This window comes from Wolbachia endosymbiont (group A) of Longitarsus flavicornis (genome assembly GCF_963931955.1).
Taxonomy (GTDB): Bacteria; Pseudomonadota; Alphaproteobacteria; order Rickettsiales; family Anaplasmataceae; genus Wolbachia.
This window is the reverse complement of the sequence record NZ_OZ008337.1, coordinates 203,936-228,340: the sequence shown is the minus strand read 5'-3', so window position 1 is coordinate 228,340 and position 24,405 is coordinate 203,936. Positions and strand designations below refer to the sequence as shown.

Sequence of the window (24,405 nt, the reverse complement as noted above, 5' to 3'; positions counted from 1 at the left end):
TGCGTATCAAATGCGTTCAGTTTGATAACCAGTCTACTTACCTTTTGGTTCAAGCCTATCAGTGTCTTTGGCTTGTTCGACGTAACGATGCTTAGGATCATTTGCTTGCGCTATCCATACCATTAACCCTAGCCCCCGTGCCAACTCGACACTTATAGCATTGTTCTTTCTTCGCAGACCGAACTTCTCCTTTTCAGGCGGGTTCATTGTCCTAAACGCTTTGCACAAAGCATTACTGCTTTTGTACAGTCTAGTAGGGTACGAGCGGCAAAACACTCGGTTTAGTCAGGGTGACCTGCTAAACAATTTAATAAGCGACTTTTCACGTCGCACGAATGCAAAGTCATTTTTTGGATCAAGGAACTTCGAAAAAGCCATAAAAAAATTTTTAAATATATCTTTATATTATATATTCTTATTAATAATAATTCAATAATTTGTCGTCTTTTTTGTTAACTTTACTGATGTTGTTGTAAGGAACGTTGTTGCCAAATTTTGTAAAATTTATTATCCTAAGGTTTCAAGTCTTCACAGGTTTATTGGAACTATATGTACAATGTGTTTATCAGTGAAAATCCGGAGAAAATGATGGGGGAAAAGTTAATACATTACTTTAGCCAGGGTAAATGCGAAGGCAATGCAGAAATGAAAAATCTGCTGGGAGGGAAGGGAGCAAATTTAGCAGAAATGTGCAATGTTGGCATTCCTGTTCCACCTGGTTTCACAATTTCCACCTCTGTTTGTCAGACTTACTGTCAGGATAATGAATTGTCTAACGACCTACGTAACGAGATCAAAAACTACATGGCGATGCTCGAAAATGACATCGGTTGTAAATTTGGGGATTTAAATAACCCCTTATTAGTTTCAATACGCTCTGGTAGTGTTAGTTCAATGCCGGGCATGCTTGATACTATTTTAAATGTTGGTTTAAATGATGAAACAGTAATTGGGCTTGCAAAAAAAAGTGGAGAACGTTTTGCCTATGATAGCTACTGCCGTTTCATCATGATGTACTCCAATGTTGTACTACAGCTTGACCATCACCTATTTCAAGATGTTGTTGACAATGAGCAGCAAAAAAATGGAGCAAAATGTTTAGCTGATCTTGATGTTGATATTTTAAAAAAGATCGTTGACAATTTCAAGAAGATAGTACATGAAAAAACCGAAAAACACTTCCCGCAGAACGTTGAAGAGCAATTATTAAACTCAGTTAATGCAGTATTTGCCTCTTGGAAAAATGACAGAGCTATTTCCTATAGAAGAATACATAATATTCCTGAAAACCTTGGAACAGCAGTCAACGTGCAAGCAATGGTTTTTGGTAATTTAAATGATAATTCTGCAACTGGTGTGATATTTACACGAAATCCTTCAACTGGAGAAAAAAAATGTTTTGGCGAGTTTTTGGTCAATGCTCAAGGTGAAGATGTGGTTTCCGGTGTTTATACTCCTATGCCAATTGACGGAGAGCAAAAAAACACCATGGAGAAGTTGCTGCCAAGTGTCTACCTGGAATTATGCGCGGTATGTGAAAAACTTGAAAGGCATTATAAAGACATGCAGGATATCGAATTTACTGTACAAGACGGTAAATTATGGATTTTGCAGACTAGGTCTGGCAAGCGTACGGCTGAAGCTGCTATTCGCATAATAGTTGATATGGTAAACGAAGGAACGATTACAAAGGAAGAAGGAATATTGAGAATTGATCCAAAAACTTTTGACAATTTGTTGCATCCAGTTCTTGACGTTAAGAGTGACCAAAAAGTAATAGGGAAGGGGCTACCTGCTTCTCCAGGTGTTGCTTCTGGATATGTAGTGTTTAGTGCAAGTGATGCTGAAAAAGCTGCAGAGCAGGGTAAAAAAGTGATTTTAGTAAGGTCAGAAACGAGTCCTGAAGATATTAATGGAATGAATGCTGCAAGTGGCATAGTAACAGCACGGGGAGGGATGACCTCGCATGCTGCTGTTGTAACCCGTGGAATGGGTAAGCCATGCATTTGCAGTGTGAGTGGACTTTATATCGATAAAGATGGAATTTTCTTTTCTGTAGGGGATACAAAAGTAAATAAAGGTGAACCAATTACCATCAACGGAGGAACAGGGGAGGTTATGCTTGGCATTCTCCCTACAATTTCACCTGAATTATCGCAAGAATTCAAAACGATAATCAACTGGATAGATGAAATCAAAACGGTCAAAGTGAGAGCGAACGCTGATACTCCAAAAGATGCAAAAATTGCAAAAGAATTCGGTGCAGAAGGTATAGGCTTATGTCGCACAGAACATATGTTTTTCGCTAGTGATAGAATCGAATTCATTCAAAAGTTGATAATGGCTGACGATGAAAATGAAAGGGCAAATGCGCTCATTAAACTGGAAGAAATGCAAAAGTCTGATTTCAAAGAAATATTTTTTATTATGGAGGGCAGGGAGGTCACTATACGGTTGCTTGATCCGCCTTTGCATGAATTTTTACCCAATAATCAGTCTACTATAGAAAAAATCGCCAAATCACTTAGTAAGTCAGTTGAGTCAGTAAAAAATAAAATAGCACAGTTATCAGAAAAGAACCCAATGCTTGGCCATCGAGGTTGTAGACTTGCCATTTCTCATCCTGAAATATATAGCATGCAGATTAGGGCAATACTTAGTGCTGCAAATGAGCTAAAAAAGGAAAAAAATGTAGAAATCAAGCCTGAGATCATGATCCCTTTTATAATGAATGAGAAAGAATTTGTTCTGATATGCGAGCTAGTGAAGAAAGAATCTTCTGTCATCTCAGCTAGGATCAAGAAGCAGATTCCAGCGTCACGCGCTGGAATGACATCAGACAAGGCGTACTCAATTGGAACAATGATAGAGCTACCACGAGCAGCACTGATTGCTGATAAGTTAGCAAAACATGCAGAGTTCTTTAGTTTTGGCACTAATGATTTAACGCAAACAACCATGGGACTTTCAAGAGATGATTCAGTTAATTTCCTTGATTCTTATAAGGAAAGCAACATATTCGAAAACGACCCATTTGAAGTGCTGGACATCGAAGGGGTAGGGGAGTTAATCAAGATGGCCATTGAAAGAGGCAAAAAAACCCGAAAAGAAATAAAACTGGGTATATGTGGAGAACATGGTGCAGATCCAGGATCTATAGAGTTTCTCATCGAATCAGGGGTGGATTATGTTTCATGCTCACCCTATAGAGTACCGGTTGCAAAGTTAGTGGCAGCACAGTTTAGCATAAAATCTAAGTGTGTTGGGTAAATTAGATCCCAGTTCGGATAACGAGAAAGGGGCACTGGAATGACATCCTCCCTAGCGAAATTGAATCACAACGTTTGTGCAGTTTTTGGACTCACGTGTTCAACTTTATTTTCTTCCATTTCTCTATAACTTGGTAACGTAGAACTTTTTATATGCCACCCGGTAACTATTGCAACTAAAGCAGCTACAATACCGCAAACCACCGCACCAGCCACAGATGGAACCATCACAGCAGCAGTAATCAGTAACCCTGTAACAACAACTCCAACAACATCTTTTGTCAATGAGGTGTAAAAATTTTCCTTATATTTAGTTTCTTGTTCATTTGGCCTAGAAAATTGAGCATCTACGAAGCCGTTAGCTTTATTATCATTATTTGGTGTGGCAGTTTGCTTAGTCTCTGGTATTACAGGCGTTTTATTTTTGTTATTATGATTTGATTGGCCATTAACACTACTTGACACAGGTTGGTTAGCATTTGCTTCTGTTACTATAGGAGGTGCTGGTACTATATTTTCTTCTGCATTAGATGTTTCTGGTGTAATAAAGTTTAAAAGCACCTGAGTAATTTCTTCAACTTGTGTAGTTTGTTCTTTATCCATGGCCACCTTTAAAGCCTTTTGCATGTTTTCATCATTTACATGACCTAACAATAATTTAACTCCCTGGACATACTTTTGAGTAACAGCACAGAGCAAAGCGTTAAATTTTTCTTCTTCATTAAACTTACCGCTATCCAGGAGTATTCTCACAACATCAGCTTGCTTAGTCGTTATAGCTTCGCTCAACCCAGTTCTTATGATTTTAGTACCAGTGTTGGCTTGAGTTTTCAAATCTGTGAGTAATTTAATAATTTGTAGAAATATAGCACGATCATTGGTGTTGTCTGTAATATTAGGTCCATTTGAATTAACAATATGCCCAAGTAAAGTACAATGACCTTTACTTATTTTATTTGTATTTATTTTCTTTTCTTTGAGCTTCCTACCAAACTCTTCAACAGTTATATTAGGATTGTTAGTTACAATTTCTTTTATCTTGTTGTATGGCATAGCAAATTGAGTGTCTATGAAGTTACTAAAATCTACTTCATCACTGTCTGCTCTATTCTCTTCCACATCAGGTGTGTTTTTCTCCTCTTCTTCCTCATTTATCGCTGCAGCTATTTGTTCTTGTTGAGAAAGCTTGAACCCATTTCTAAGAAAAAGATCCTTAATGCGTGGGTTGTTATTTTCGGTTGCATGTTTTAGAAGTAAGTCTCCTAACGAATTGCCTCCTTCACATTTATCTTGGAAATTAACTTCTTTCCATCTTGAACCTTTTAGCAAGTCTTCCAGATCAATGTCCTCTGTATATTGCAACATTCTAGCTATGTGCGAGACCAGGTTTTCAATATCATCATTACTATACGGCATAACTGCAATCCCACTACTATAAATATAACCTATTATACCAATTCCATCAAAACCAGTCAAGGCATATTGCAGTTTCAAGCAGCATGATGTATATTGAATGCTTTATTTATGGTTCTTAAAGCAAATGATGGAAGATTTAGCCTATAAATTAGTTAAAGTGACCGAAGCTGCAGCGCTTGCTGCATATAAACTAGCAGGCTTCGGCGATGAAAAAAAGGCTGATCAGGTTGCAGTTGATGCAATGCGAACAGTGTTAAATTCTATGGAAATAAATGGTACTATCGTAATTGGTGAAGGTGAGAGAGATGAAGCTCCGATGCTATATATTGGCGAGAAGGTTGGCACTGGAAATGGTCCTGAGATTGACATTGCTGTTGATCCACTTGAGGGTACCACAATTTGTGCTCATTACAAACAAGGGGCAATGTCCATTCTTGCTGCAACGAAAAAAGGTGATTTTTTACATGCACCTGATGTTTATATGGAAAAGATAGCAGTAGGAAAAAATCTCCCAGAGGGTGTAGTCTCACTAAAAAATAGCCTTGAAAAGAATCTAGACAATTTAGCCAAGGCAAAAAAATGCAAAGTAAATGATCTCGTGGTAACTGTACTTAAACGTGAAAGGCACAATGAATTAATAGAGAAAATCAGGAAATTAAGAGCAAAAGTTAAACTAATAGATGATGGCGATGTTGCGGCCGTAGTTTCACTAGTAAATGGCAATCATGATATGTATATCGGTATAGGAGGAGCACCAGAAGGGGTGCTTGCGGCTGCAGCGCTAAGCTCAATAGGTGGGCAGATGGAGGGAAGATTGATATTTGACACAGATCAGTTAAAAGAAAGGGCAAAAGATTTGAACATTCACGATCCAGAAAAAATCTACACCGTAAAAGATATGGCAAGAGGTGAATCAGTGTTCATTGCAACTGGAGTAACAAGCGGAGAACTTGTGGATGGAGTTGATAACATATGTTCAACTAGTTCTTTAATAATTCTACCTAACAAGCTGATAAAGCTGCAAACAATGCAGAACTTATGTTAGCTTTTTTAGTTTCTAATTTTAGCTTTACAACATTTAGCATTAAGATATAATTAAGTTTACTTATAACAATAGAGGTGTGAAATGTTTTCTAGTATTGTAAATCTATTTAATGGTTTGTACAAAAATTCGAGTACCAAGGAAAGTGAAGAAAAGTTGACTCTTCTATCTCCTCAAGCAAATCTTCAATTCGATGAGACTCAGGTACAAAGTGTGCTCTCAGATTTTGAGAAATTGGAGTTTAAGGATAATAAGTGTTTTGACAAAATAGCAGACGATTATGAAAAGAAGGGGAAGAGTTCCCTCTTTAATTACGTGATATTGAATAAGCGGAAAGAAATAATTGATATGTTAGATAGGAATCTTCCTTTTCTCGAAGAACAGGAGGAGTTTAGAAAGAAATATAGTCAATATGTTTTTCAAATTGACAAAGGAATGAGTTATGGAAAAGAACTTCAAGATAGACTTCAGTCTTTTAAAGATAGGGCAGAAGAAGTGTTATCAGATTTTGAAAAATTGAATTTCAATTTTAAGGATAATAAATGTCAAGATTCTTCTGATTCTGTAAATTATAATAACGGCCGGCCAGCAGATCCATTTGACAAAATAGCAAACTATTATCGACGGGAGAAGGAGAGCATTTTCCTTTTTAACTATGTGGTATTAAGTAAGCAAAGAGAAATAATGGATATATTGGATAAGAAGCTTACTTCTAAAGATCAGGAGGAGTTAAAAGAAAATTTTAAAAAGAGGTTGGGTAGATATCTTCTTCGAATTGACGAAGGAATGAATGATGCAAAAGAATTTCTAAACAAAGATGATCTAATTGGTTTCTTTGATGGATGTTATTGGCCAGACAAAAAGGCAGGACATCTTGTTAATCATTATGATAATCTTAGTATCAACATTACTAAACCTGGACAGAGTTTAGAAACTAGTCGTCTTTTTAGCAAAAAGATTAAAAGGATGGAAACAATTAAAAATGAGGTACAAAGAGTAAAAATATACAGTAATGATAAAAGAATAGTAACAATTGAGGAGAATGAGAAACAACAGAGGAACTACTCCTTTACAGAATTTGCAATATGTGACATCGAAATTAGTTGGGGTGCAAAAGATGAATCTGGAAAAGACCTTAACTGTACTGTTGTTCTAAATATAAATTTTGGTCAAGTTAGTATTCAAAAGTCAACTATTAATGGTGAAAATGTTGAACCAAAGAAAATTTTAGAGTTAGCTAAGCAAAACGAGGCTGTGCTTATAAAAGGTAAAGCTTTACATGAAGTTTTAGCAGAACATTTCATTAAGCAAACACCATGTGAGGAAAAGAAGAGTACGCAATCGCACGAGAGTATTATCGTACCTGGCTCTTCTCTTGATGGGGGAACAACTGTAGAAGAAGGGATTGTATCCGTTCAGGGGAGCGCAAAATAAGGTAGACAAAGCAAGATAATAAAGATAATCATAGAGAAAAAGTGAGGTAATATGGTTGATTCTTTAAAACTGTGCGAAAATTTATAGCAAAAAATAGAAAAGTTAGAAGCAAAAATAGAAAGGTTGGAATAAAGAGAATGAAAGTTTAAAAGCAGAAAGAATAATTTCATTATACTTAATTTGGAAACAAAGGAGGCTGAACCCTTTTCAAAACCTTCTATCTATTAACCACTCTCCTGAACGGAGACAGTTTAGGCTGTTATGCCTGGCGACTTTGTTGGAATAAGTTTTTCAACATTGCTAACAATAAAGTCAGTTATGCCGTCAGCTACCTTATCGAATTTATTGTTTATATCTTTTCCTATTTCTTCATTTTTAACATATTCGTGTAGAGCTAAAGCAGTTATAGCTGCACATGCTGCAATTAAGCCAGTTTGTGCTATAATGAATAGTGATAATCCTCCTACAAGTATAGATGTTAATCCAATAGCTAGGTTTATAATTTTACTTTGTGTTGTTTGTTGTGCTTCCTGATTTTGACCTGCTTCCTTCTCTTCAAGAACGTTTGATATTGTTTTTGAGGCAATTTTTACCGCGATTATTGCAATTGCGGTCATAGCTAACCCTATGGCTATTTTTGCTAAGAGAAAAAATGATGGGAATACCATAGCAAAGAATAGTAAGCCAGCTCCTGCAATTAGTAACTTATCTTTAGACTGAAACCCTTTTAACATAATAACTAACCTCTCTATTTTTTAACTACTAAACATATCTAATATAAAATACGGAGATAGTCAACATATTTTATGGAAGGGCGCGTTAAAAATTTTTTCATATTGTTCTTCGCTGCCTCGTGGTTAAATTTGGAGTTTTAGAAAGAGTTACGTATTATTTGAAATTCTTGTATACTGTTTTGAATCAGTTAAATAGATAATGAAGTGCAGGACGCAGTTTTAATTTTACAAGATGGCAAGTGCTTTTGGGGAAAATCAGTAGGTAAAAAAGGCAAGTGCATAGGTGAGGTCTGTTTTACCACTGGTATGACCGGTTATCAGCATACTATAACTGATCCTTCTTTTGCCGATCAAATTATAACGTTCACTTTTCCTCATATTGGTAACATTGGAATAAACCATAAAGATAATGAAGGAGAGAAAATTTTTGCAAGTGGTGTGGTTATGCGTGAACTTTCTTCTATGTCCCACCCTTCTTCATATATCAGTTTAAATGATTGGTTAGAGAAAAATAACGTGATTGGGATATCAGGAATTGATACTAGAGCTTTAACGAGACATTTGAGAGAACATGGATCTCAAAATGGAATGATATGCTCATCGAGTAAGGCGCATGTGTTGGATGAATTGAAGGAATACAAATCTGTAAGTGGGATAGAAATAACCAATAAAGTTAGCTTAAATAACAGTTTTGAAAATAATAGACTAGCGGAGCACTTTGTCATCCAAGTAGCTGACTACTCGGATCCAGCAAAAAATATATGGATTCCAGTGTCACGCACTGGAATGACACCAGATAGAGCTATTGACCTTAATGCAAAATATAGGGTTGTAATCGTTGATTTTGGCGTAAAAATCAGTATAGTTTCACGCTTAATAGAACTTGGTTGTACAGTTGAATTAATCAGACCAGATACAGGTTTTGCTCAAAAAGTGTTGAGTATGAATCCAGATGGTATAGTGCTTTCAAATGGTCCTGGTGATCCGCAAGAAATAGGAGAAAGTGTAGTTTCAGAAATAGACATTATTATAAAATCTAAAATACCAATTTTTGGCATATGCATGGGCCATCAATTACTTGCGATTACTTTGGGGGCAAAGACCATTAAAATGGATATTGGTCACCGAGGGAGTAACCATCCAGTTTATGATGTAATTAGTGGAAAAGTTGAGATCACTAGCCAAAATCATGGTTTCGTTGTTGATTCAGCTTCTCTTCCAAGTAATGTTGAAATTACTCACATTTCTCTATTTGATAATAGTGTAGAGGGAATAATGATGAAGGATTACCCAGTCTTTTCTGTGCAATACCATCCAGAAGAAGCGCCAGGCACGCATGATTCGCATTATTTGTTTAGACGTTTTATTGGCAATATTGTGTTATATAAAATGAAATCTGCATGATTTTAATTAGGGTAGGTTTTATTGCTTGATTTTTTAATTTTAGGTGTTTAGTATTTAAATACAATAAAAGCTTGAGTTAAGGTACTAAAATAGCGTTCTCTTAACAAATTTTTGTGGAGGAGTGACCGAGTGGTTAAAGGTAACAGACTGTAAATCTGTCCGCGTGAGCGTACGTAGGTTCGAATCCTACCTCCTCCATTGTGCGGGTATAGCTCAATGGTAGAGCTCTAGCCTTCCAAGCTAGTGACGTGGGTTCGATTCCCACTATCCGCTCTTTTTTTTGTTGTATTTTTATAAAATCAACATATTATTTATTGATGTATTTGTATTTTAGGTAGAAAAGTTTAAATTATGACAGCAGTAGTGGAAGCATTTGGAAAGCCGCATGTAAATGTGGGAACAATAGGGCATGTGGATCATGGGAAGACAACGTTAACAGCGGCGATAACAAAGCATTATGGAAATTTTGTAGCGTACGATCAGATAGATAAAGCGCCAGAAGAAAGGAAGAGGGGGATAACGATAGCAACAGCGCATGTTGAGTATCAGACAGAGAAAAGGCATTATGCACACGTTGATTGTCCTGGACACGCTGACTATGTAAAGAACATGATAGTAGGTGCAGCACAGATGGATGCGGCGATATTGGTAGTGTCAGGGGTTGATGGGCCAATGCCACAAACGAGAGAGCATATATTGCTGGCGAAGCAGGTGGGTGTTGGATATATCGTGGTGTATATAAATAAAGCTGATGTTGCTGATGCTGATATGATAGATTTAGTAGAAATGGAAGTGAGGGAATTACTGAGTAAATACGGATTTCCAGGGGATGAAGTGCCTGTGGTGGTTGGTTCAGCACTCAAGGCGCTGGAGGATGACAGCAGCGAATATGGAAAGAAATCAATAGATAAATTGATGGAAAAGTTAGATGAATATGTGGCGGTTCCACCAAGGCCTGTGGATTTACCATTTTTATTGCCAATCGAAGATGTATTTTCGATATCGGGGCGAGGAACAGTGGTAACAGGAAGAATAGAGAAGGGAGAGATAAAGACGGGAGAAGAGATAGAGATAATAGGTCTGAAAGCGACGCAAAAGACGATATGCACAGGTGTTGAGATGTTTAAGAAGTTGCTGGATAAGGGAAGTGCAGGACTCAATGTAGGAATATTGTTAAGAGGAACAAAAAGAGAAGAAGTGGAGAGAGGGCAAGTATTAGCAAAACCGGGGACGATAACGCCGCATAGAAAGTTTAAGGCGGAGGTTTATATATTAAAGAAAGAGGAAGGAGGAAGGCATACACCATTTTTTGCGAATTACCAGCCACAGTTTTATTTAAGGACAACGGATGTAACTGGGAGCATAAAATTACTAGATGGGAAGGAGATGGTAATGCCAGGAGATAATGTGAGTGTAGAAGTAGAATTGCAAGTACCGATAGCAATGGATAAGGGATTGCGTTTTGCGATAAGAGAAGGCGGTAGAACTGTTGGTTCTGGTGTTGTTTCTGAAATTTTGGAGTGAGTGTAGTAACTAAGATGAAGCAAGATATATATATTAACATTAAGGCTTTCGATTGTTCTTTATTGGAAGAGTGTGTTCGAAAATTTGTTGATGAATTAAAGCGGTCCAGTGCAAAATTATCTGGTCCGATTGCGTTGCCAAGAAAAGATTCTAAATTTATTGTTAATAGATCTCCTCACGTTGATAAAAAATCTCGTGAACAGTTTGAAATGAGAACTTCTAGGCGTTTGATTGTTTTACATGATCTTACTCCTACTATGATGCAGATGCTTACAGGTTTATCTTTTTCTGCTGGCGTAGAAGTGGATTTAAAAGTCAAGGAAGTTAAGGTTTAGGAGAAGGAAATGAAGAGAATAAATTCGCTGAGGAGAATTGGTTTATTAATGATGAATATTGGTCATACTGCTATATACTCTGACAATAGTCGCATGGCTGTAACTTTATTGCATCTCAGCGAAACTTATATTATTGATATAAAAGGACAAGATAAATGTGGCTATAATTCAGTCATTTTAGGCACAGGAGATTTTAAAAATATAGCAAAACCTCAGTTGGAATATTTAAAGAAAAAGGGTATAAATAATAAATGTAAGTTATACGAAAGTAGATTAAATGACCTGTCGGGAATAGAATGTGATAAAAAAGTGGGAATCAATCATTTTGTTGTTGGTCAATATCTTGATATTACGGGTTATTCTATAGGTAAAGGATTTGCTGGTGTGATGAAGCGGCATAATTTCAGTGGGCTTAGGGCATCTCATGGTGTTTCTATTGCTCACAGATCACAAGGCTCTACTGGTCAATGTCAGGATCCTGGTAGAGTATTCAAAGGAAAGAAAATGGCTGGTCATTTAGGTGACAGCAGGATAACTGCACAAAATATGAAGATATTATCCATTGATCATGAAAATAGTATAATTGCTGTGAAGGGTAATAATGTTCCTGGGTTTAAAAATTCCTATGTTTTTGTAAGAGATGCAGTTAAAAAATCTTTACATAAAGATGTTCCTTTTCCGGTAGGTCTGCTGTTAGATGTAAATGATGATGCTAGTAATTTGGTAAGTTAGTTATGGAATGTAATTTAGTTAATCTATCTAATAATAATGTAGGTACTGCTCAGCTCAATCCTTTGATATTTTCTGCTAAGCAAAAATTGAGTATTTTGCATGATATAGTGAGATGGCAATTAGCGAAGAGAAGAGCTGGTACTCATAAAACAAAAGGTATCAGTGATGTCTCTGGTACAACAGCTAAACCTTATGGTCAAAAACGTACCGGTAGGGCAAGACAAGGGAGCTTGCGATCTCCTCAATTTAGAGGTGGTGGGATTATTTTCGGCCCTGTTGTGAGGAGTCATACTTATTCTCTTAATAAGAAGGTACGCAAATTTGGTTTAAAAATTGCTTTATCTCTAAAGTATTTAAATAATCAAGTAATTATTCTGGATAATTTAAATATTGATGTGAAGAAAACGTCTGAAATGTGTAAATGTATTAAAAATTTTAAATTTTCTTCCTTTTTGATAGTTGGTGATTATGGAGAGGATTTGTTGCGTGCGGCTAAAAACTTGCACTATGTAGACTTAATCAAACCTATTGGGTTAAATGTTTTTGATATATTGAATCACGAATGCGTGATGTTGACAAAGGATACTTTAAAGCATCTTGAAGGTAGATTGTTATGATCAAATATAATAATATAATAAAATCTCCTATAATTACAGAAAAGGCCTCTTTTTTGAGGGAGAAGTTTAATAAATATTCTTTGTATGTTTTTGTAAATGTAAATAAGCGTCAAATAAAGTTGGCAATAGAGTCTCTATTTGATGTTAAAATTTCTTCTATAAATGTTGTTAGAATTAAGCCTAAATATAGGCGTTTTAGGGGTGTGATTGGTTGTGAAAAACAGAAAAAGAAAGTTTATTTTTCTTTGATGGATGGTCAAAAATTAGATATAATGAGCGTTTAATATGGGTATGAAATTTTTTAATCCTGTTACTCCGTCTTCTCGTGGGACTGTGTTAGTAAGTAAAGTTGGTTTATCAAGAGATAATCCAGAAAAGTCTCTTACATCCGGTAAAAAGTCCAGTGGTGGAAGAAATAATTATGGTAGAATTACAACTCGTCATAGGGGTGGTGGTCATAAAAAGAAGTATAGAGTGATAGATTTTAAGCGTAATAGAAGTGGTCAAGGTATAGTTGAAAAAATAGAGTATGATCCAAATAGAAGTGGGTTTTTAGCGTTAATATCATATAAGGAAGATGATGTTAAGTCTTATATATTAGCTCCTCAAGGTATGAAGCCAGGTGATGTTGTTACAGCTGGGAATGATGCTGATATTTTGCCAGGGAATTGTTTGCTACTCAAGCATATACCTGTTGGTTCTTTCGTTCATAATGTTGAGCTGAAGCCAGGTAATGGTGCTGCGATTGCTAGAGCTGCTGGTTGTTATGCACAAATCGTTGGTCGTGATGGCCAATATGTTTTATTACGACTCAGGTCTGGTCAAATTAGGTTGATTTTATCTTCTTGCAAGGCTACTATTGGTGTAGTATCTAACCCTGATCATAAGAATAGAAAGTTGGGTAAAGCTGGGAGAAGTAGGTGGCTTGGGATTAGACCTACTGTACGTGGAGTTGCAATGAATCCGGTTGACCATCCTCATGGAGGTGGGGAAGGAAAAACCTCTGGTGGTCGTCATCCTGTTACTCCTTGGGGTGTTGCAACAAAAGGAAAGAAAACTCGGAGGAAAAATAAATCTAGTGATAAGTATATAAAACAATTGAAAGGTTAGTTTATGAGTAGATCTGCATGGAAGCCTCCTTTTTGTCATCCTTCTATATTAAAGTCGGTGAATAATGCTTTAAACAAGGGGTTTGTTAACATGGCTATAAAAGTTCATTCCAGGGCTTCTGTAATTCTTCCTAATTGTTTAGGTTTAAAGTTTGCTGTTTATAATGGTAAGGATTACATTCCTGTGAATGTTAATGATCAGAATATGATAGGTCATAAGTTTGGTGAGTTTTCACCCACTCGTAAATTTACTGGGCATAGTGGTGATAAAAAGGCGACAAGAAGGTAATTGATATGAAAAACAGAGATGTAATAGTTAAAGCTGGTTCTAGGGTTTTAAAATCAACTCCTCGTAAATTGAATTTGGTTGCTGGTTTAGTACGTAATAAAAAAGTTTCTTTTGCCACTGTGCAATTAAGATTTTGTGAAAAGAAAGCTGCGGGTCTTATAAGGAAGGTATTAAATTCTGCGATTGCTAATGCTCAATATAATTATGGATTGGATATCGATAATTTATATATAAAAGAAATTTCAATAGGTAAGTCTCTTACTTTGCGTAGGGTATGTCCAAAAGCTATGGGTAGAGCTAATAGAGTTAATAAACGTTATAGTAATATAACTGTAAAATTGGGGGAAATTATATGATTCATAAAAATAGAAAATTAATAAGGAAAATGCAAAAGTATGGGAAACGTTAATCCTAAAGGATTTAGGTTAAAAATAATTAATACTTGGTCATCTGTTTGGTATGCTGAGAAGGGTTATAAACAAGGGCTGCATCAAGATTTATCTATTCGCAGTTATATAAATGAATCTTTTAAGCATGCTGGTGTTTCTAAAGTAATTATAGAGCGTACGATCGATTTGGTGTCTGTAATAATACATTCTTCTAAGCCTGGAGTGATAATAGGTAAGAAAGGCTCAGATATTGAGAAGATAAAGCAAAAAATAGCTGAAAAAGTAAAAAATAATGTGGAAGTGAATGTAGTAGGGGTTAAAAGGTCTGAAATAGATGCAACTTTAATATCAAACAGCATCGCACAGCAGTTAGAAAAAAGGGTTTCATTTAGAAGAGCGATGAAAAAAGCTATTCAAAGTTGTTTGAGGATGGGTGCTAGAGGTATTAAAGTAAGTTGTTCTGGGCGCCTTGGCGGAGCTGAGATAGCTCGTACTGAGTGGTATAAAGAAGGCCGTTTGCCTTTGCATACTTTACGTGCTAATATAGATTATGCTTTTGCTGAAGCAAAAACTATATATGGCATCATAGGAGTTAAGGTCTGGGTTTATATTGGTAACTAATTAGGTATATTGAAATGTTTGTTCCTAAAAAAAGTAAATATAAAAAAGTATTTAAAGGACGAATTAAGGGTAACACGAAAGGTGGTAGCACATTATCTTTTGGAGATTATGGTCTAAAGGCTATGGAAGCAGGTAGGATTCAGTCTAAGCATATTGAAACTGCAAGGCGTGTAATATCTAGAACATTAAAACGCTCTGGTAAAGTGTGGATAAGAATTTTTCCTGATACCCCTGTTAGTAAAAAGCCAGCAGATGTGCGTATGGGTAAAGGGAAAGGTAGTGTTGAATTTTGGGTATTTAAAACTAAGCCCGGTAGAATGTTGTTTGAAATTAGCAGTGATGTTCCTATGCATTTAGCAAAATTGGCACTTGAAAAGGCAACCGCTAAGCTTCCTATGAAGTGTAAATTTGTATCTAATCATAATTAAATGGAGTTGCAATGGATATAGCTGACATTGAATCGAGGTCCTCACAAGAGTTGCATGAAATTCTTGTGAATTTGAGAAAAGAGTTTGTTAATTTGGTTTTTCAAAAGAAGTTGGGGCAGTGCAACAATATTTCACGTTTTAGCTTAATAAGAAAGAGCATAGCTCGTATTCTAACTATATTAAATAAAAGAAGAAGAGAGGAAAAGAATGCCTAAAAAGGTTTTTTGTGGTACTGTAGTTAAAGCTGAGTGTGATAAAACTGTAAAGGTTTCGGTATTACAAGTGTATAAGGATAAGCTATATGAAAAAGTTATAAAAAAATATAAGAAATATACAGCACATGATGAGAGTAATAGTTGTAAGAAAGGGGATAAGGTTTTAATACAAGAACATAAGCCTATTTCTACTACTAAAAAATGGATTGTTGTTAATAGCTCACATTGAATAGGATATTTACATGATTCAAAAAAATACATTATTGGAAGTAGCTGATAATTCTGGTGCGCGTGCAGTGCTTTGTATTGGTTTATTGGGTGGTAGAAAATCTGCATCTATAGGTGACACAGTTATTGTATCTACTAAATCTATTACTCCAAGAGGGAAGGTTGAGAAGGGAAAAGTATATAGAGCAGTTGTGGTGAGGGTGAAAAGCCCTATTAGAAAATCTGATGGTTCTGTAATTCGTTTTTCTAGCAATGCTGTAGTTTTGATTAATGATCAAGGTGAACCACTTGGCACTCGGGTGTTTGGTCCGGTAAAAAAGTTATCATCTGGTTCTTTTATGAAGATAATGTCATTAGCTGTTGAGGTTTTATAATGAGTGCTAAAATAAAAAGTGGTGACGACGTTATAGTTTTAACTGGTAGAGATAAGGGAAAAATTGGTAAGGTAATCAAAGTTATAGCACGTGATGCTAAAAAGAAAGTAATTGTTTCTGGAGTGAATGTGCATAAGAGACATACTAAACCAAAAGCTGGTAGTAGTGGTGGTATATTAAATAAAGAGTTAGCTATTGATATATCCAACGTTGCAACATTGGACCCTAAATATAAAACTCCAACTAAAGTGGGGTTTAAGGTTATAGACGGTAGAAAAGTGCGTTTTGCAAAAGTTTCTGGAGAAGTGATAGATTAGGTTGATATGTTTAAAGAATTATATAAAGATAGCGTAGTAAAGTCCTTAAAGGATAAGTTTAATTACGGCAATATAATGCAAGTGCCTAAACTTGTCAAGGTGTGTATCAATATGGGCGTTGGAGATGCTGCTACAGATAGTAAAGCAATAAATGAACCACTTGATAGCCTATATTTGATTGCTGGGCAGAAGCCTTTATCAACTTTTGCAAAAAAATCTATTTCTGGCTTCAAGATCAGAAAAGGTGCTACAGTAGGTTGCAAAGTAACTTTGCGTAGAGATAAAATGTATGAGTTTTTAGAAAGATTGATATATATTGCTTTGCCAAGGGAAAAAGATTTTAGAGGATTTAGTGTGAAGCAATTTGACGGTAATGGTAATTTTTCCTTTGGTATAAAGGAACATATCTCGTTTTTAGAAATAGACTATGATAAAATAAGTAAAATTATAGGTATGGACATTAACATTGTAACAACTGCGGCTAGTGATAAGGAAGCAAAAGAATTATTACTGGCTTTTAAATTTCCTTTTTTTGATTAATTGAGAGGAGAAATATATGGCAAAAAAATCTATGATAGAAAGAAATCTTCGCAGAATAAAACTATGTGATCAATATAAAGAAAAAAGAGAAAAATTGAAATCTATAATAAATAATAAGAATTTGTCTATTGTAGAAAGGTTTACAGCTCAAAATAAATTAATTAAAAAATTGCCTAGAAATTCTTCTAAAACCAAAATTAGAAATAGGTGTGCTTTGACTGGGAGACCAAGAGGAGTATATAGAAAATTTGGTTTATGTAGAATTGTTTTGCGTGATTTATGTTCTTTTGGGCAAGTTCCAGGAGTTACAAAGTCTAGTTGGTAAATATAATATAAGGAGTATATTGTGGCGTTATCTGATAGTATTGGTGATTTTTTAACAAGGATACGTAATGCTCAATTAGCAATGCATAGGGCGACAAGGGTACTATTTTCTAAGATGAATTCTTCTATATTGGAGATTTTAAAAGAGGAAGGGTATATCCTTGATTATGAAAAGCAAGTTGTAGATAATTTGCCTTCTTTCATTGTAAAATTGAAGTATTATGAGAAATCACCTGTAATTAGTGACATAGTTAGGGTGTCAAAGCCTGGTTGTCGTCGTTATTCTAAGTATAAGGACATTTCTAAAGCATATAATGGTCTTGGTATTTTTATTATATCGACACCCAAAGGAGTGATGACTGATTATAATGCACATAAGTTAAAGGTTGGTGGAGAAGTTTTGTGTCGTGTGTTTTAAATAATAGGAGAAATTTATGTCTCGTATAGGTGCTGCTCCTATCAATATTCCTGCTGGTATTTCAGTTGAATATAATAATGGTAGTATGCTAATAAAGAGTGCTAAGGCTGAAAAAGAAGTTAGCTTGATCAGGGATGTTGTGTGTCAGATTATTGATAATCAGCTATTGCTTTCTGTTGATCAAGATAAAGATGATTATGATGAAATAAAGCCTATGTGGGGCACTTATAGGAGTAATATTAATAATATCATTAACGGTATGGTTGATGGTTTTTCTGTTAATCTTGAGATTAACGGTGTTGGATATAAGGCAGAGTGTGATGGTAAGTATTTGACTTTGTATCTTGGTTATAGCCATAATGTTAAATATAAAGTGCCTAAAGATGTTGAGATTAAGTGCATAAAGCCAACTCACTTAGTAGTTAGTGGTATGGATAAGCAGAAGGTCTATATGGTGGCGTCTGATATATGCAAAATTAGAAAATATGATCCTTATAAAGGTAAGGGCATTGTAATAAAAGGCAAATTTATGCTGCGTAAGGTTGTAAGTAAAAAGAAGTAATTAAAATGAAAAGGTCGTATAATTTTTTAAGTAATTCTGAAAAAAGGAAGTTACGTAATAGAAAGAAGCTCAATAGTGGTGTTGAGCGTTTACGTATATCCGTATTTAAATCTAATAAACATTTTTATGTTCAGTTAATTAACGATGCAAAAGGAGTAACTCTCACTTCTGCTTCTACTTTGGATGCTAAAATTAGGGGAGTATGTAAAAGGAAGGTCAATGCTGAAACTATAAAACAGGTTTCTTCTTTAATGGTTGAGCGTCTGTCTGGCATGAAATTAGAGCAGCAGCTTACGTTTGATCGTGGAGCGTATAAATATACAGGATTAGTTTCTCAATTTGCTGAGGCTTTAAGAAGTTCTGGATTTGAATTTTAGAAGGTTTTGAATATGGCTATAAAGAATTTACAAAATAATAATGATTTATCAGAGCTTTTAGTTTCGGTACGAAGAGTAACAACGGTTACCAAAGGTGGTAGAAGATTTTCATTTTCAATTTTGGTTGTTGTTGGCGATGAGAAGGGTAGGGTAGGATGTGGAATAGGTAAGCACGCAGAAGTTGCTGAAGCAAGAGTCAAAGCTGCAAATGCTGCAAAGAAATCGATGATTAGAGTGTACTTGCGTGAAGGTAGAACTTTGCATCATGATATTAAAGCTAAATTTTGTTCTGGTGAGATAGTTTTAAGAACTGCAAGAGCCGGAACAGGTATTATTGCTGGTGGAGCGATTAGGTCAGTTTTTGAGGTGTTAGGTATAAAGGATGTGGTAGCTAAATCTACTAGATCAAATAATCCTCATAACGTTATATGTGCGGTGTTTAAGGCTTTTGATAGTATGTTATCTCCTCGTCAGGTAGCAAGCAAAAGAGGCAAAAAGATTAGCGAGATAGTTGGAAACAGGTAAAGTATGAATAATGCTGTAAAATTAAACTCTATATTTACTAAATTATCTAAGAAAAAGAAGCCTAAGTTGCTGGGTAGAGGTATCGGTTGTGGTAAAGGTAAAACATCCGGTAGAGGGCATAAAGGGCAGAAAGCTAGAAGTGGAGTTTCCATAAATGGTTTTGAGGGTGGACAACAGTCTATATATACTCGTTTGCCTAAAAGGGGTTTTAAGCCTATACGTAGGAACATATACTCTATAATTAATGTTGGCGATATACAGCGCTTAATGGAAGTTAAAAAAATAGTGAAAGACTCTGTTATAGATAAGGAGAAGCTGTATAAATTAGGTTTTATAAAGTCTATTAAGGATAAAATTAAACTTCTTAATAAAGGTAAGTTGAGCGAAAAATTTGTGTTTCATGTTGATTCTGCGTCAGAAGCTGCGAAAAAATCTGTAGCTTCGTCTGGTGGCAGTGTGGAAATACTATCGTAAATCATGAGCAGTAAATCCGCATTTAATAGCTTGGATCCTACGTTGTTATATAAAGGCGATTTATTAAAGCGTATATTTTTTACGCTAATAGCTTTAATTTGTTACCGTTTAGGTACTTATGTACCTATTCCTGGAATTAATCTTGATGTAATTAATGATATATTTCCCAAAGAGGGATCAGGCGTTTTTGGAGTATTTAATTTATTTTCTGGTGGTGCATTGGCTAGAATGACAATTCTAGCATTGAACGTTATGCCATATATAATGGCTTCTATCATTATTCAGTTGCTTTCTTCTGCGATTAAAGGAATGAAGGAGGTTAAGAATGATGGAGAGTCAGGCCGTAGAAAGATGAATTCTTATATACGCTATCTGACCATAGTAATTTGTGTATTTCAATCAATTCCAATTTTGGTTGGATTGGAAGGGATGAATAGGGAAGGGGTATTGGTTGTAATCGAACCTGGTGTTATGTTTCGCACAATAGGTGTTTTCAGCCTTTTAGGTGGAACTATGCTTTTAATATGGCTTGGTGAACGAATCAGTGCTAGCGGTATAGGCAACGGTATCTCATTAATCATTTTCACGGGCATAATATCAGAGTTACACAGCGCTTTGTCATCTCTGTTAACATTAAATAAAAACGGTAGCGTATCGTTATTTATTATCCTTTTTGTTTTGGTATTGTTTTTTTTGCTGTTACTCTTAGTCATTTTTGTAGAGTCTTCTTATAGAAAAGTTGTTGTTCAATATCCTAAAAAGCAATTTAAGAGATTATATAATGACGATTTTACTTATATTCCATTGAAGATTAATTTATCTGGTGTAGTACCAACCATTTTTGCTAATGCAATTTTATTGACACCTATTTCAATTGCAAATTTCTATGAGGGGCACGCTTTTTCTGATTTTATTTTGAATTACTTTATGGCAAATAAAGTAGTATATATTGCAGCCTATTTGGTGCTGATAGTATTTTTTAATTTTTTCTATACCAATTTTATATTTAATCCAGAGGAAAATGCAGATTTTCTTAAAAAAAATGGTGGTTTTATACCTGGTAGAAGGCCTGGGAAACATACTTCTGATTACCTTCAAGATATAGTTTTTAAGTTGACATTCATTGGCTCTGCGTATTTGGTAGTCATATGTACTGTACCTGAAGTTATGAGATATTATTATGATATACCATTTATTTTTGGTGGAACGAGCTTGCTGATTATAGTGAACGTTATTACTGATACTATTATGCAAATACAATCCTATGTTTTTTCGAATAGGTACGACAGCTGGATAAAGAAATATGAGTCTAGAACGAGGAAAGTAAGATGATCATTACGATTTTTGGTCCTCCTGGCTCCGGTAAAGGTACTCAGTCAAGCTTGTTAATAGCAAAATATAATTTAAAATTAATTTCAGTAGGGGATTTATTAAGGAATATTATATCTGATGGCAGTGAGTTAGGTAAAAAAATAAAGGGTACCGTGGAATCTGGTAATTTAATTCAAGATGAAATTATATGTGGATTATTACGTGACCAGCTTGCATTAGTGGATGATAATTGCTTATTAGATGGTTTTCCGAGAAATTTAAACCAGGCTCATTTTTTGACTCAAGTTTTGCAAGAAAAATATAATAGGGATGTTGATATTGTGATTGAGCTGCAGCTTGACGATAATATTGCAATTGATAGATTAAAAAATCGTCTCGCGTGTTTGGACTGTAAAAGCATATATAGTATATCTTCTTTTAAGAGTACTACTTGTGCTAAATGTAAAAGTACGAGGTTAGAGAAAAGAATTGATGATGCTGATATGTCTGCAATTAATAAGAGAATAAGTGAATATCACCTTCAAATGAAAGGTTTACGCGAGTATTATAAAGGCAAATTATTAACAATTGACGCTAATTTGAGTGTTGATGAGGTAACGCAAGAGATTGAAAGTAAAATTTCTTGTAATTTGGTTTGACTCTGAGTTGTTTTATGGTATAAATTAAGAGTTGTTATTAATAAAGTATCGAGGTACCAGTGGCACGTATTGCAGGCATAAATATTCCAGTGAGGAAATGTGTTCCTTTTGCATTAACTTATATATATGGTATAGGTATTGCTACTGCGAATATAATTTGTCATGCTTGCGAAGTTGATAAGTGCAAACGTGTTTCAGAATTACGAGATGAAGATATAGAAAAGATCAGCAGTTTCATTAGACAAAATTATGTTATAGAAGGTGAGCTCAGAAAAGAAGTGGCTATGAACATAAAATCTTTAGTGGAAATGGGATGCTATAGAGGAGTGAGACATAGAAAAGGTTTACCTGTGAGAGGGCAAAGGACTCATACTAATGCTAAGACTCGTAAAGGTAGATCTCGGTTGCCTATTGCTGGGAAAAAATAAAATTTATTATTATTGTGAGTTTTAATGAAAAAAGTCAAAACGGTTGGTAAGAGTACAAAGGAGTTTATTACTGGTGTTGTCCATATTCGTGCAACTTTTAATAATACTTTTGTAAATGTAACTGATGTTCATGGTAATACGCTATGTCAAACTTCTGTGGGTGCATGTGGTTTTTCAGGTTCGAGAAAATCCACACCTTATGCTGCAGGTAAGGCTGCGGAGTCTGCTGCGAAGAATGCAATGGAGAGATTTGGTATGAAGGTTGTCTCTGTAATAATTCGTGGTCCTGGCTTTGGTACCGAAGCTGCGGTTAAAGCACTTCAGAACTGTGGGTTGACTGTGACTTCAATTGCAGATAAAACCGCAATTCCTCATAATGGGTGCAGGTTAAGAAAAAAAAGAAGAGTATAGGATATTTGAAAAGGTTGTTTTATGTATTATAATAATGATGTTTCTCTTTGTAGCAATTTAGATAAATTGATTAAACCTAGTTCAGTTAAGGTAATATCAGATGATTCCAGTGAAAAAAGTGATGTAGTGCTAGAACCGTTGGAAAGTGGTTTTGCTTTAACATTAGGTAATGCATTAAGACGTGTAATGTTATCTTCTCTTAAAGGTAGTGCTGTTTATGGAATAAAAATTGAAGGTGTAACTCATGAGTTTACTTCAATTCAAGGGGTGAGAGAAGACGTAACTGATATAGTATTAAATATGGGCATGTTGAGGTGTAAATTAAATGGTGCTTCTAATAAATGCTTAAATTTAAACGCTAAAGGGCCTTGCCAGGTATTAGCTGGGATGATAGAAACGGATGATCAATGCTCTATTGTTAATAAAGATTTGTTAATATGTACGCTGGGGCAAAATATAGAGTTTAACATGACCATATATGTGGCTAGCGGAAAAGGTTATCTTCCTGTAACTAAATATAAAGAAAATGAACTTGTGAAGCTTATGAGCGAACAGGATTTAATAGGTTTTATTCCAGTTAATGCTTTGTATAGCCCTGTCAACAGGGTTTCGTACAAGGTAGAGAACAGTCGTGTTGGCCAAGTTACTGATAAAGATAAGCTGATATTGTCAATTGAAACTGATGGTACAATCTCTCCGAGTCAAGCTGTTGACTTTGCTGCAAGAATATTACAGGAGCAACTTCAGCCCTTTATTAGTTCTGATGTGAGTTATAAAAAATCGCAAGTTTCTTCGTCTAGTGGTGCTAAAGACTTGGGTTATGACCCTGTCTTATTGCGTAAGGTAGATGAAATGGAATTATCTGTCAGGTCTCATAACTGTCTGAAAAACGAAAACATCACTTATATAGGTGATCTTGTGCAGAAGACAGAAGGTGAAATGTTAAGAACTGCTAATTTTGGCAGAAAGTCTTTGAATGAGATTAAGGCAGTTTTGGTTAATTTTGGCTTGTCTTTGGGTATGAATGTGTTAAACTGGCCGCCTAAAGATATAGATGAGTTGGCTAAACAACATACTGATGAAGATTAGGTGATATATGAAACATGGAATAAAAAAACGTAAACTATCTCTTTGTACTGAACATAGATTATCGATGTTAAAGAATCTATCTATCTCATTAATTAATCATGAGCAGATTGTAACTACTTTACCAAAAGCTAAGGAACTTCGTCCATATGTCGAAAAGTTTATTACAATTGCTAAGAATAAGAATACTTTACATGGTAAAAGACTTTTGCTTTCACGCCTTCATAATAGTAAGTTAGCAGTTGATAAGTTATTAAACGTCTTAGCCAGCCGTTATCAAGATCGTGAGGGTGGGTATTCTAGAATAATAAAATTTAGCACTCGAAAGGGTGATTGTGCTTCAATGGCAGTGGTAGAACTGGTTGATAGGGATATTGCAGCAAAAGGCAAGGTTTATAGTAAAAATAGAGAAGGAGGCAAAGTAGTTACACACAATTAATTATTATCATAATTGTTCTTCTTATGGTAAGTAGGTTACGCTACTTTATAGGTTACTTTGGCGAATTGTTAATTTTAGCGTGTTTAAGGCTGAAATGGTATAATGTTATAAAACGTCGTTACCGTTGTAAGTTCGGTGAAATTGACTTAATTGTATCTAAAAAAAAGGAGCTGATTTTTATAGAAGTTAAAACAAGTTTACTTGGAAAAGAAATACCGATATCTCATCTTCAATGTCAGTCTATTATAAATTCTTCTAAGTATTTCTTAAGTAAAAACCTTAGTTTTTTAAATTATTCAGTCAGATATGATTTATATTTTCTTTCCTTAAAGAGAAGACCTGTTTATATAAAAAATGCTTGGATTGAAGAATGA

General features: G+C 35.1%; 34 protein-coding genes and 2 tRNA genes. 34 read left to right on the top strand and 2 right to left on the bottom strand.

The genetic code is table 11. The annotated features are described in order from the left end of the window. Window positions 1-588 precede the first annotated feature (588 nt). Complete coding sequence (gene ppdK, locus AABM58_RS01150) at window positions 589-3,270, top strand: pyruvate, phosphate dikinase (protein WP_338406867.1); 2,682 nt, start codon at window positions 589-591, stop codon at window positions 3,268-3,270. A 65-nt stretch (window positions 3,271-3,335) separates the two neighbouring features. On the opposite strand, the gene AABM58_RS01145 is transcribed toward ppdK, so the two are convergent. Next, window positions 3,336-4,763: an ankyrin repeat domain-containing protein gene (locus tag AABM58_RS01145; RefSeq protein ID WP_338406057.1), complete on the bottom strand. Its 1,428-nt coding sequence runs from the start codon at window positions 4,761-4,763 to the stop codon at window positions 3,336-3,338. A gap of 49 nt (window positions 4,764-4,812) precedes the next feature. On the opposite strand from AABM58_RS01145, the gene glpX reads away from it, so the two are divergent. After that, a complete protein-coding gene (gene glpX, locus AABM58_RS01140; protein WP_338406866.1) occupies window positions 4,813-5,730 on the top strand; it encodes a class II fructose-bisphosphatase in 918 nt (305 codons plus the stop codon). 81 nt (window positions 5,731-5,811) lie between these two features. Beyond that, window positions 5,812-7,161, top strand: coding sequence for a hypothetical protein (locus AABM58_RS01135; RefSeq protein ID WP_338406056.1), 1,350 nt, complete (start codon window positions 5,812-5,814; stop codon window positions 7,159-7,161). Between the two features lie 251 nt (window positions 7,162-7,412). Here the strand turns inward: AABM58_RS01135 and AABM58_RS01130 are convergent, their stop codons facing one another. After that, a complete protein-coding gene (locus AABM58_RS01130) occupies window positions 7,413-7,895 on the bottom strand; it encodes a hypothetical protein (protein ID WP_338406055.1) in 483 nt (160 codons plus the stop codon). A 204-nt stretch (window positions 7,896-8,099) separates the two neighbouring features. Between AABM58_RS01130 and carA the strand changes: the two genes are divergently transcribed. The 31 genes from carA (at window position 8,100) to AABM58_RS00975 (ending at window position 24,405) form a co-directional block, all read left to right on the top strand. Then, entirely contained in the window at window positions 8,100-9,299 is a 1,200-nt protein-coding gene (gene carA / locus AABM58_RS01125; protein WP_338406054.1) for a glutamine-hydrolyzing carbamoyl-phosphate synthase small subunit, read from the top strand. A 115-nt stretch (window positions 9,300-9,414) separates the two neighbouring features. Then, a tRNA-Tyr gene (locus tag AABM58_RS01120) sits at window positions 9,415-9,497 on the top strand. 4 nt (window positions 9,498-9,501) lie between these two features. Continuing rightward, window positions 9,502-9,572 (top strand) — tRNA-Gly (locus AABM58_RS01115). Between the two features lie 78 nt (window positions 9,573-9,650). Then, window positions 9,651-10,823, top strand: a complete 1,173-nt coding sequence (gene tuf, locus AABM58_RS01110) for an elongation factor Tu (RefSeq protein ID WP_010962309.1) — start codon at window positions 9,651-9,653, stop codon at window positions 10,821-10,823. A 14-nt stretch (window positions 10,824-10,837) separates the two neighbouring features. Next, the gene (gene rpsJ, locus AABM58_RS01105; RefSeq protein WP_012673184.1) at window positions 10,838-11,158 is read left to right on the top strand and encodes a 30S ribosomal protein S10; all 321 of its coding nucleotides are present in this window, start codon (window positions 10,838-10,840) and stop codon (window positions 11,156-11,158) included. A gap of 9 nt (window positions 11,159-11,167) precedes the next feature. Then, window positions 11,168-11,890: a 50S ribosomal protein L3 gene (rplC, locus tag AABM58_RS01100; RefSeq protein WP_338406053.1), complete on the top strand. Its 723-nt coding sequence runs from the start codon at window positions 11,168-11,170 to the stop codon at window positions 11,888-11,890. A 2-nt stretch (window positions 11,891-11,892) separates the two neighbouring features. After that, complete coding sequence (gene rplD / locus AABM58_RS01095) at window positions 11,893-12,507, top strand: 50S ribosomal protein L4 (RefSeq protein WP_338406052.1); 615 nt, start codon at window positions 11,893-11,895, stop codon at window positions 12,505-12,507. Then, on the top strand, window positions 12,504-12,791 hold the full coding sequence (locus AABM58_RS01090) for a 50S ribosomal protein L23 (protein WP_015589144.1): 288 nt from the start codon (window positions 12,504-12,506) through the stop codon (window positions 12,789-12,791). The genes rplD and AABM58_RS01090 overlap by 4 nt, the downstream gene beginning before the upstream one ends. Before the next feature lies 1 nt (window position 12,792). After that, window positions 12,793-13,617, top strand: coding sequence for a 50S ribosomal protein L2 (gene rplB, locus AABM58_RS01085; protein ID WP_338406051.1), 825 nt, complete (start codon window positions 12,793-12,795; stop codon window positions 13,615-13,617). Between the two features lie 3 nt (window positions 13,618-13,620). Next, complete coding sequence (rpsS, locus tag AABM58_RS01080; RefSeq protein WP_006279181.1) at window positions 13,621-13,905, top strand: 30S ribosomal protein S19; 285 nt, start codon at window positions 13,621-13,623, stop codon at window positions 13,903-13,905. Window positions 13,906-13,910: 5 nt separating this feature from the next. Further along, complete coding sequence (rplV, locus tag AABM58_RS01075; protein WP_338406050.1) at window positions 13,911-14,261, top strand: 50S ribosomal protein L22; 351 nt, start codon at window positions 13,911-13,913, stop codon at window positions 14,259-14,261. Window positions 14,262-14,300: 39 nt separating this feature from the next. After that, the gene (gene rpsC / locus AABM58_RS01070) at window positions 14,301-14,915 is read left to right on the top strand and encodes a 30S ribosomal protein S3 (protein ID WP_338406049.1); all 615 of its coding nucleotides are present in this window, start codon (window positions 14,301-14,303) and stop codon (window positions 14,913-14,915) included. A 14-nt stretch (window positions 14,916-14,929) separates the two neighbouring features. After that, the gene (rplP, locus tag AABM58_RS01065) at window positions 14,930-15,343 is read left to right on the top strand and encodes a 50S ribosomal protein L16 (protein WP_338406048.1); all 414 of its coding nucleotides are present in this window, start codon (window positions 14,930-14,932) and stop codon (window positions 15,341-15,343) included. 11 nt (window positions 15,344-15,354) lie between these two features. Further along, window positions 15,355-15,558: a 50S ribosomal protein L29 gene (gene rpmC, locus AABM58_RS01060; RefSeq protein WP_265033798.1), complete on the top strand. Its 204-nt coding sequence runs from the start codon at window positions 15,355-15,357 to the stop codon at window positions 15,556-15,558. After that, window positions 15,551-15,787 carry a 30S ribosomal protein S17 gene (rpsQ, locus tag AABM58_RS01055; RefSeq protein ID WP_338406047.1) on the top strand — a complete coding sequence of 79 codons (237 nt, stop codon included), beginning with the start codon at window positions 15,551-15,553 and terminating at the stop codon, window positions 15,785-15,787. Before rpmC ends, rpsQ begins: the two co-directional genes overlap by 8 nt. A gap of 13 nt (window positions 15,788-15,800) precedes the next feature. Further along, the gene (gene rplN, locus AABM58_RS01050) at window positions 15,801-16,160 is read left to right on the top strand and encodes a 50S ribosomal protein L14 (RefSeq protein ID WP_006279348.1); all 360 of its coding nucleotides are present in this window, start codon (window positions 15,801-15,803) and stop codon (window positions 16,158-16,160) included. Further along, complete coding sequence (gene rplX, locus AABM58_RS01045; RefSeq protein WP_065095310.1) at window positions 16,160-16,477, top strand: 50S ribosomal protein L24; 318 nt, start codon at window positions 16,160-16,162, stop codon at window positions 16,475-16,477. The genes rplN and rplX overlap by 1 nt, the downstream gene beginning before the upstream one ends. Window positions 16,478-16,483: 6 nt before the next feature. Beyond that, window positions 16,484-17,017 (top strand): 50S ribosomal protein L5, encoded by a 534-nt coding sequence (gene rplE / locus AABM58_RS01040; RefSeq protein WP_338406046.1) that lies wholly within the window; start codon window positions 16,484-16,486, stop codon window positions 17,015-17,017. Window positions 17,018-17,033: 16 nt separating this feature from the next. Continuing rightward, the gene (rpsN, locus tag AABM58_RS01035) at window positions 17,034-17,342 is read left to right on the top strand and encodes a 30S ribosomal protein S14 (RefSeq protein ID WP_064124653.1); all 309 of its coding nucleotides are present in this window, start codon (window positions 17,034-17,036) and stop codon (window positions 17,340-17,342) included. Window positions 17,343-17,363: 21 nt separating this feature from the next. After that, window positions 17,364-17,759: a 30S ribosomal protein S8 gene (rpsH, locus tag AABM58_RS01030; RefSeq protein WP_007551150.1), complete on the top strand. Its 396-nt coding sequence runs from the start codon at window positions 17,364-17,366 to the stop codon at window positions 17,757-17,759. 16 nt (window positions 17,760-17,775) lie between these two features. Further along, window positions 17,776-18,321 (top strand): 50S ribosomal protein L6, encoded by a 546-nt coding sequence (gene rplF, locus AABM58_RS01025; protein WP_338406045.1) that lies wholly within the window; start codon window positions 17,776-17,778, stop codon window positions 18,319-18,321. A gap of 5 nt (window positions 18,322-18,326) precedes the next feature. Further along, window positions 18,327-18,698: a 50S ribosomal protein L18 gene (gene rplR, locus AABM58_RS01020; protein WP_338406044.1), complete on the top strand. Its 372-nt coding sequence runs from the start codon at window positions 18,327-18,329 to the stop codon at window positions 18,696-18,698. Between the two features lie 12 nt (window positions 18,699-18,710). Further along, on the top strand, window positions 18,711-19,223 hold the full coding sequence (rpsE, locus tag AABM58_RS01015; RefSeq protein ID WP_338406043.1) for a 30S ribosomal protein S5: 513 nt from the start codon (window positions 18,711-18,713) through the stop codon (window positions 19,221-19,223). Window positions 19,224-19,226: 3 nt separating this feature from the next. After that, window positions 19,227-19,697 carry a 50S ribosomal protein L15 gene (gene rplO / locus AABM58_RS01010; RefSeq protein WP_338406042.1) on the top strand — a complete coding sequence of 157 codons (471 nt, stop codon included), beginning with the start codon at window positions 19,227-19,229 and terminating at the stop codon, window positions 19,695-19,697. A 3-nt stretch (window positions 19,698-19,700) separates the two neighbouring features. Further along, window positions 19,701-21,029, top strand: a complete 1,329-nt coding sequence (gene secY / locus AABM58_RS01005) for a preprotein translocase subunit SecY (RefSeq protein WP_338406041.1) — start codon at window positions 19,701-19,703, stop codon at window positions 21,027-21,029. Then, complete coding sequence (locus AABM58_RS01000) at window positions 21,026-21,667, top strand: adenylate kinase family protein (protein WP_338406040.1); 642 nt, start codon at window positions 21,026-21,028, stop codon at window positions 21,665-21,667. Before secY ends, AABM58_RS01000 begins: the two co-directional genes overlap by 4 nt. A 59-nt stretch (window positions 21,668-21,726) precedes the next feature. Then, the gene (rpsM, locus tag AABM58_RS00995) at window positions 21,727-22,095 is read left to right on the top strand and encodes a 30S ribosomal protein S13 (RefSeq protein WP_338406039.1); all 369 of its coding nucleotides are present in this window, start codon (window positions 21,727-21,729) and stop codon (window positions 22,093-22,095) included. 24 nt (window positions 22,096-22,119) lie between these two features. After that, the gene (gene rpsK / locus AABM58_RS00990; RefSeq protein ID WP_338406038.1) at window positions 22,120-22,506 is read left to right on the top strand and encodes a 30S ribosomal protein S11; all 387 of its coding nucleotides are present in this window, start codon (window positions 22,120-22,122) and stop codon (window positions 22,504-22,506) included. 21 nt (window positions 22,507-22,527) lie between these two features. Continuing rightward, window positions 22,528-23,595 carry a DNA-directed RNA polymerase subunit alpha gene (locus tag AABM58_RS00985; protein ID WP_338406037.1) on the top strand — a complete coding sequence of 356 codons (1,068 nt, stop codon included), beginning with the start codon at window positions 22,528-22,530 and terminating at the stop codon, window positions 23,593-23,595. 7 nt (window positions 23,596-23,602) lie between these two features. Further along, window positions 23,603-24,031, top strand: a complete 429-nt coding sequence (gene rplQ / locus AABM58_RS00980; RefSeq protein ID WP_338406036.1) for a 50S ribosomal protein L17 — start codon at window positions 23,603-23,605, stop codon at window positions 24,029-24,031. A gap of 23 nt (window positions 24,032-24,054) precedes the next feature. After that, on the top strand, window positions 24,055-24,405 hold the full coding sequence (locus AABM58_RS00975) for a YraN family protein (protein ID WP_338406035.1): 351 nt from the start codon (window positions 24,055-24,057) through the stop codon (window positions 24,403-24,405).